This is a genomic window from Xanthobacter sp. BG11Y11_SDJG (genome assembly GCF_057364445.1).
The window spans coordinates 1-6,668 of the sequence record NZ_JBNFNU010000235.1; the positions used below are offsets into that span (position 1 = coordinate 1).

The following is a 6,668-nucleotide window of genomic DNA, read 5'->3' on the forward strand; positions in this document are numbered from 1 at the left end:
GTCGCTGCCGCCCCGCGCGGCGCTGGCACGGCAGGGAGGACGCCATCGCCGCGCTGTCCGACCAGCGCACCGAGGAGACGCTGCCGCAGCTCGACGCGCGCATCGCCCGCCTGGAGCAGGCGCTGGCCGAACGCCGCGAGAAGCGCGCCGGGCTTCAGCAGGAGATCGCCGGCCTGAAATCGCGCATCGAGGTGTCGGAGGCCGCGGGCCTCGACGAGGCCATCGCCCTCAAGGGCCGCGAGCTGGAGTTGGCCGAGGCCGAGCGCGCCCGCTTCGCGCGGGAGGCGCAGGTCCTGTCCCTGCTCGCCCGCACCCTGCGCGCGGCGGAGGAGGAGGCCAAGAAGCGCTATCTCTCGCCGGTGCTGACGCGCGTGGAGCCCTATCTGCGCATCCTTTTTCCCGGCGCGCGGCTGGAGTTCGACCAGAACCTCACCATCACCGGCGTGGTGCGCGAGGGGGCGCACGAGGAGAAGTTCGAGCACCTGAGCCTCGGCACCCAGGAGCAGATCGCGGTGCTGGTGCGCCTCGCCTTCGCCGAGATGCTGGTGGAGCGCGGCGAGCCGGCGACCGTGATCCTCGACGACGCGCTGGTGTTCTCCGACGACAGCCGCATCAAGCGCATGTTCGACATCCTCAACATGGCGGCACGCCATGTGCAGATCCTGGTCTTCACCTGCCGCGAGCAGGTGTTCGAGGACCTCGGTGGCAAGCCGCTCACGCTGAAGCCGGGCGGGGCGGACGAACTGATGTCGGCGTGACGTCAGTCCCCCGCCCCGGCGAGGATCACGGCGAACAGCCCGTCCGGATCGGTCCATTCGGCGAGCGGCGTCCATCCGGAGGCGCGCAGCAGCACGGCGGCGTCCCGGCGGCCGTATTTGTGGCTGTTCTCGGTGTGGATGGTCTCGCCCGCGCGCATCGCGAACCGCCGGCCGGAGACGCTGAAGGCGAGGTCGCGCCCCGCCTCCAGATGCATCTCGATCCGCGCCGCCTCGTCGTTCCACCGCACGACATGGCGGAAGTCCGCGACCGGAATGTCCGCCGAAAGCTCGCGGTTGATGCGCGCCAGCAGATTGAGGTTGAACTGCGCGGTGACGCCCTGCGCATCGTCATAGGCGGGGATGAGGACATCCGGGCTCTTGATCCGGTCGATGCCGATCACAAGGCGCGCATCCGCCCCGAGCGTCGCCGCCATGTTGCGCAGCAGGTCGACGGCGTCGTCCGCCTCCATGTTGCCGATGGTCGAGCCCGGGAAGAAGCCGAGCGCGGGCGTTGCCGCGATGGCGGCCGGCAGGCTTAGCGGCTGCAGGAAATCCGCCTCCAACGGATGCACTGGCACCTGCGGGAAGGCCTGCGCCAGCGCCGCTGCGCTCTCGCGCAGGAAGGCGCCGGAAATGTCCACCGGGACATAAGCGGCCGGCGCCACCGCGCGCAGCAGCAGCGGCGTCTTGGCCGAGGATCCGGAGCCGAATTCGACCACGGCGCGTCCCGGCCCGACGAGAGCCGCGATCTCCCCCGCATGGGCGGCGAGGATGCCGCGCTCGGTGCGCGTCGGATAGTATTCCGGCAGGCGGGTGATCGCCTCGAACAGCTGCGAGCCGCGATGGTCGTAGAACCACCGCGCCGGCACCGACTTCTGCCGCGCCGAAAGGCCGGAGAGGACATCGGCCAGGAAGGCCGGATCGGCGGGCGCGCCGCCGGACCGGGGCAGGATGCGGTCGATCTCGCGCAGCATGGTCAAAGGTCCTTCGCGAGGCGCAGGCCGGTGAACTGCCAGCGCTGGTGCGGGTAGAAGAAATTGCGGTAGCTCGCGCGCACATGGCCGCGCGGCGTCGCGCAGCTGCCGCCGCGCAGCACGAACTGGCCCGACATGAACTTGCCGTTGTATTCGCCGATCGCCCCTTCCACCGGGCGGAAGCGCGGATAGGCGAGATAGGCCGAGCCGGTCCATTCCCAGACATCGCCGAACATCTGGCGCAGCCCGTCGCCGCCGCGCGCGGGCAGGGGACACACTGCGACGGGGGCATCAAGGAAGGTGCCGCGCTGCGGGTCGAACCGGGCGGCCGCGCTCTCCCACTCGGCCTCGGTGGGCAGGCGCGCCCCCGCCCAGCGGGCGAACGCATCCGCCTCGTAATAGCTGACGTGGCGCACCGGCGCAGCGCGGTCGATATCCTGAAGGCCGTCGAGGCCGAAACGCCGGGTGAAGGCGCCGGTTTCGTCGCGCCGCCAATAGGCCGGCGCGGCGATGGCGTTCTCGCGCACAAAAGCCCAGCCGTCCGCCAGCCAGAGCGACGGCGTCTCGTAGCCGCCATCGGCCATGAAGTCCTGCCATTCCCCATTGGTGACGAGGCGATCGGCGAGGGCGTGGGGCTGGAGCCAGGTGACGTGGCGCGGTCCCTCGCAATCGAACGCGAAGCCCGCGCCCGCATGGCCGATCTCGACCGTGCCCGCCGCGCCCTCGATCCAGCGCACCGTCTCGGGCACCGCGCCGGGCGGCCGCGAGGCCGGCGGATAGGCCGCTGGGTTCAAGGGATTTTGCGCGAACAGGTGCTGGAGGTCGGTCAGGAGCAGTTCCTGGTGCTGCTCCTCGTGGTGGCAGCCGAGGTCGATCAGCGCCAGCACCTCCGGCGGCAGATCGGGCAGCGCCGCCTCGATCCGCGCATCCACCGCCGCGCGGTAGGCGCGGACCTCGTCGAGCGAGGGCCGCGTCAGCAGCCCCCGCTGGGGCCGGGCGATGCGTGCCCCTTCCGCCTCGTAATAGCTGTTGAACAGGAACGGCCAGCGGGCGTCGAACGGGGTGTAGCCGGGCACATGATCGCGCAGCACGAAGCTCTCGAAGAACCAGGTGGTGTGCGCCATGTGCCATTTGGTCGGCGAGGCGTCCGGCATGGATTGGGCGGAGGCGTCCGCATCCGAGAGCGGAGCGGCGAGATCGAGGGTCAGCTTCCTGACGCGCGCGAAGCGGGCGCCGACGTCGTCGTGCGAGGTGGCCTCGGCGCTGTGCGCCACGGCATCCGGCCGAAATCCCATGGTTTGCTCCCTACCTGATTGCGCCTGAAGCAGAGGGGCACTGCCGAGGCGCCAATCCGCGCACCCGACGGCCGCTCCCTGCGCCCGCGCCTCCCGCGATCGAGCGGCGCCGCGCGGCGCGACATTTTCTTTCAACGCTGCAGGCCTCGCTTTGGATGCCGCCAGCGCCTAAAAAAGTGCATCCGTCCGCGCTTTACCGGTCCCCCACTTGCCCGGAGCCCCCATGACCAAGGCCTTCGTCTTCGATGCCTACGGCACCCTTTTCGACGTGCAGTCGGTGGCCGACGCCACCGAGGCGGCGTTCCCCGGACATGGGGAGATGATCACCCAGATCTGGCGCATGAAGCAGCTGGAATATTCCTGGCTGCGCTCCATGATGGGCGCCTACGAGGACTTCTGGGCGGTCACGCGGCAGTCGCTCGCCTTCACGCTCGACGTGCTGGGCCTGGAGGCGCGGCCGGCGCTGCTGGACGAGATCGCCGAGACCTACAACCGCCTCACCCCCTATCCCGAGGCCGAGTCGGCGCTCGCCGCGCTCTCCGGCTACCGGCGCGCCATCCTCTCCAACGGCAGCCCGGCCATGCTGGAGACGCTGGTGGGCACCTCGCCGCTCGCGCCCCATATCGGCGCGGTCCTGAGCGTCGATGCCACGGGCGCCTACAAGCCGGATCCGCGCGCTTATGGCCTGGTGGAGGAGCGGCTGGGCGTGAAGCCTTCCGAGGTGGTGTTCGTGTCCTCCAACGGCTTCGACATCGCCGGAGCCAAGAAGTTCGGCTTCCGCGTCGCCCGCATCGCCCGCGTGTCCGCCGCCGCGGTGCGCGCGGAGATCGCCGCCGCCGCCGGCGCCGGCGTGCTGCGCCCGGTGACTTTCTACAAGGCGCTGCGCACCCAGCTCGAAGGGCTCGGCTTTGCGCCGGACTTCGAGGTCGCCTCGCTTTCCGAACTGGCGCACCTGCCCGGCGTCACCCCCGCCGCGCATTGACGGAGCGTCATTAGACGGTCATCAAGGCGGGCCGGCTGCGCTGACCGTCCACCGATCGCCGGGGGTGCCGTGTTCAACTGGAACGACCTCACCTATTTCCTGGAACTGGCGCGGCAGAGCCGGCTGATGCCGGCCGCGCGGCGGCTCAGGGTGGACCACACCACGGTCTCGCGCCGCATCGCCGAACTGGAGAAGGACCTTTCGGTCAAGCTGTTCGACCGCAAGCCCGACGGCTTCGTGCTGACCGAGCAGGGCCACCGCCTGTTCGCCATCGCCGAGCGCATCGAGCTTGAGGCGGGGGAGATCCAGGAATCCATCCGCGCCGCGCCGAGCGCGCCCACGGGGCGGGTGCGGGTCGCCTCCATGGAGGGCATCGGCGCCTTCTACCTCGCCGAGCGGTTCGCGGAACTGGCCGAGAAGGAGCCTGGCATCGTCGTCGAGCTGGTGACCGAGCGCCACCTCATCAATCTGACCAAGCGCGAGGCCGACATCTCCATCTCCTTCGTGCCGCTCTCGGGGCAGCGCCTCGTCATGCGCAAGGTGGGGCAGTTCCGCCTCGCCCTCTATGCGGCGCCGGACTACATCCGCCGCCGCGGCCTGCCGCAGACGGTGGAGGACCTGCCGGCGCACACCTTCGTGGACTATGTGGAGGATCTGGTGGCGATCCAGCCCGTGCACTGGCTGCTCGACGTGTTGGAGCCCGCCAACGTCGCCTTCCGCTCCACCTCCATGCATGCCCAGCAGAACGCCATCGCCCGCGGCGCCGGCATCGGTCTGCTGCCGCTGTTCTCCGCCAAGTCCAACCCGCGGCTGATCCCGGTTTTGGCTGACGAGGTGCAGGTGATGCGCGACGTCTATGTGGGCGCGCACGAGGACCTGGAATTCATGGGCCGCGTGAAGATGGTGCTGCGCCACCTGACCGACATGTTCAAGCGCGACGCGGACTACCTGACCAAGCTCTAGGGCCGGCGGCGGGCGAGCCCCGTCCTGCGGGGCGCCGATGCCGCTGCCGCCGGCCATGGGAGCCCCGCGGGTGCGGGCCCAGGCCTGCGGAAGAGAATGGGCAGGCGCGCGCGGCAGTTTCAGAACTGGCTACGCTTTTCGCTATGTTTGAATAAACATAACGATGGAGCTCCATTGTAAAAACAAGCTCTTCGCGCAGTGCAGCAAGCTTTTCCGCAGATGTCCCGCAAATCCGGTTGACAACGGTCTCCGGCCGGCCGCATGTTGTGACCAAGTGGTCACAAATAGGCCGCGACACCGGGAGAAGCGTCGTGAAGGCTCGCGCTTTCGCATATGTGCGTCCGCGCACGCTGGAGGAGGCCCACGCCGCCTTTGACACGGCGCAGGGCGATGCCAGCTTTCTTTCCGGCGGCCAGAGCCTGGTTCCCGCGCTCGCCATGCGCCTGCAGGCGCCGCAGGTCCTGGTGGACCTTGCGGACATCGACGCCATGCGCGGGGTGCGCCTGGAGGGCGGCGTGCTGCGCATCGGCGCGCTCACCCGCCATGCGGATGCGCTGACCGATCCCCTCATCCGCCGGCATGCGCCGCTGCTCGCCGCCGCCGCGCCGTTCGTGGCGCATCCGGCGATCCGCAATCGCGGCACGATCGGCGGCAGCGTCGCGCTCGCCGATCCCGCATCCGAGTTCCCCGCCATGATGCTGGCGATGGGCGCCGAGATGGAGATTTCCGGCAGCCACGGCCTGAGGCGCGTGCCGGCGGACGAATACTTCCTCGACCTCTACCAGACCGCCATCGCCCCCGGCGAAATCCTGGTGGCGCTCCATGTGCCCGCGGCAAGCCCGCGCGCCTGCTGGGCGTTCGACGAGATGGCGCGGCGCCGGGGCGACTATGCCATGGTGGGCGGCGGGCTGATGGCCGAGCGCGACGGCGCCGCGCTGCGCGCCTGGCGCACCATGGCGGGCATCACCAACGTGTCGTGGGGCTACGGCCAGAGCGGCATCACCTTCACCGTGGAGCACGAGCGGCCACACGAGGGCCGGGCGGAGGAGCATTTCCTGCCCGCCGGACCGTTCGCCACCCTGCCGCTGCCCGGCAACCGCTGCTCGGTGGTGTGGACCGAACGCACGGCGGATGCCGAGCGCCTGCTGGCGCTGCCGGCGACCTCGTTCCAGGAGGAACTGGAGCAGCGCTTCGGCCACAAGCTCGGCTGGGTGAAGGTGGTCTCGAAGCCGCGCGCCTATCCGCTCGGCTTCGCCATGGCGCGCAGCTTCATCGGCGACCGCCTCGCTCTGGTGGGCGATGCCGCGCATCTGATCCACCCGATCGCCGGCCAGGGCCTCAATATGGGCCTGCGCGACGTGGCGGCGCTGGCCGAGGTGGTGACCGACGCCGCCCGCGTCGGCCTCGATTTCGCCGCCCCCTCGGTGCTGGAGCGCTACCAGCGCTGGCGGCGCTTCGACACCCTCGCCATGGGGGTCGCCACCGACGGGCTCAACCGCCTGTTCTCCAACCGCTCGGACGTGCTGCGCGCGGTGCGCGACGTGGGCCTCGGCCTGGTCGACCGGCTGCCGCGCCTCAAGGGCCTGTTCATCCGCGAACGCCGCCGGCCTCACCGGCGAGGTGCCGAAGCTGCTGCGCGGCGAAATGCTCTGAGGCGGCGGGGCGGTCAGGGGGCAGGTGGCGCGGCAAGTGGCGC

General features: G+C 70.3%; 5 protein-coding genes and 1 pseudogene. 4 read left to right on the forward strand and 2 right to left on the reverse strand.

What is annotated here, in order from left to right; translation table 11 throughout:
• Positions 1–758, forward strand: a 758-nt coding sequence (locus AC2W7M_RS16995) for an ATP-binding protein (protein ID WP_486133493.1), incomplete at its 5' end; no start/stop codon positions are given.
• 2 nt (positions 759–760) lie between these two features.
• Here the strand turns inward: AC2W7M_RS16995 and egtD are convergent.
• Both egtD and egtB read right to left on the reverse strand, forming a co-directional pair.
• Positions 761–1,732: an L-histidine N(alpha)-methyltransferase gene (gene egtD / locus AC2W7M_RS17000; protein WP_486133495.1), complete on the reverse strand. Its 972-nt coding sequence runs from the start codon at positions 1,730–1,732 to the stop codon at positions 761–763.
• Between the two features lie 2 nt (positions 1,733–1,734).
• Positions 1,735–3,027: an ergothioneine biosynthesis protein EgtB gene (egtB, locus tag AC2W7M_RS17005; RefSeq protein ID WP_486133497.1), complete on the reverse strand. Its 1,293-nt coding sequence runs from the start codon at positions 3,025–3,027 to the stop codon at positions 1,735–1,737.
• Between the two features lie 223 nt (positions 3,028–3,250).
• Here egtB and AC2W7M_RS17010 point away from each other — a divergent pair, with 223 nt between their 5' ends.
• The 3 genes and pseudogenes from AC2W7M_RS17010 to AC2W7M_RS17020 all read left to right on the forward strand — a co-directional run bounded on the left by AC2W7M_RS17010 (position 3,251) and on the right by AC2W7M_RS17020 (position 6,625).
• Positions 3,251–4,009, forward strand: a complete 759-nt coding sequence (locus tag AC2W7M_RS17010) for a haloacid dehalogenase type II (protein WP_486133499.1) — start codon at positions 3,251–3,253, stop codon at positions 4,007–4,009.
• Between the two features lie 69 nt (positions 4,010–4,078).
• Positions 4,079–4,972, forward strand: coding sequence for a LysR family transcriptional regulator (locus AC2W7M_RS17015; RefSeq protein ID WP_486133501.1), 894 nt, complete (start codon positions 4,079–4,081; stop codon positions 4,970–4,972).
• 335 nt (positions 4,973–5,307) lie between these two features.
• A pseudogene (locus AC2W7M_RS17020) lies at positions 5,308–6,625 on the forward strand (FAD binding domain-containing protein).
• The last annotated feature ends 43 nt before the right edge of the window (positions 6,626–6,668 follow it).